Source organism: Streptomyces sp. NPDC102270, from assembly GCF_044766405.1.
GTDB lineage: Bacteria > Actinomycetota > Actinomycetes > Streptomycetales > Streptomycetaceae > Streptomyces.
Genome location: NZ_JBIWLX010000016.1, coordinates 113,512 through 113,829, shown reverse-complemented (window position 1 = coordinate 113,829; position 318 = coordinate 113,512).

The following is a 318-nucleotide window of genomic DNA, read 5'->3' as shown; positions in this document are numbered from 1 at the left end:
CACGCGCCGATGCCTAACTCCCCGTGGGCGACGGGCTGTTGGAGGCATTCACAGGCTCGGGCGACCGGGAGGAGGCAGGCACTTGCGCACGATCAGCCGCCTGGGCCAGTGGCTGCCCTCCTATGCCGGGGCGCCCGGGGAGGCACGCGCCGATGCCTAACTCCCCGTGGGCGACGGGCTGTTGGAGGCATTCACAGGCTCGGGCGACCGGGAGGAGGCAGGCACTTGCGCACGATCAGGCGCCTGGGCCAGCAGCCGCTGCCCTCGCACGCCGGGGCGCCCGGGGAGGCACGCGCCGGTGCCGAACTCCCCGTGACT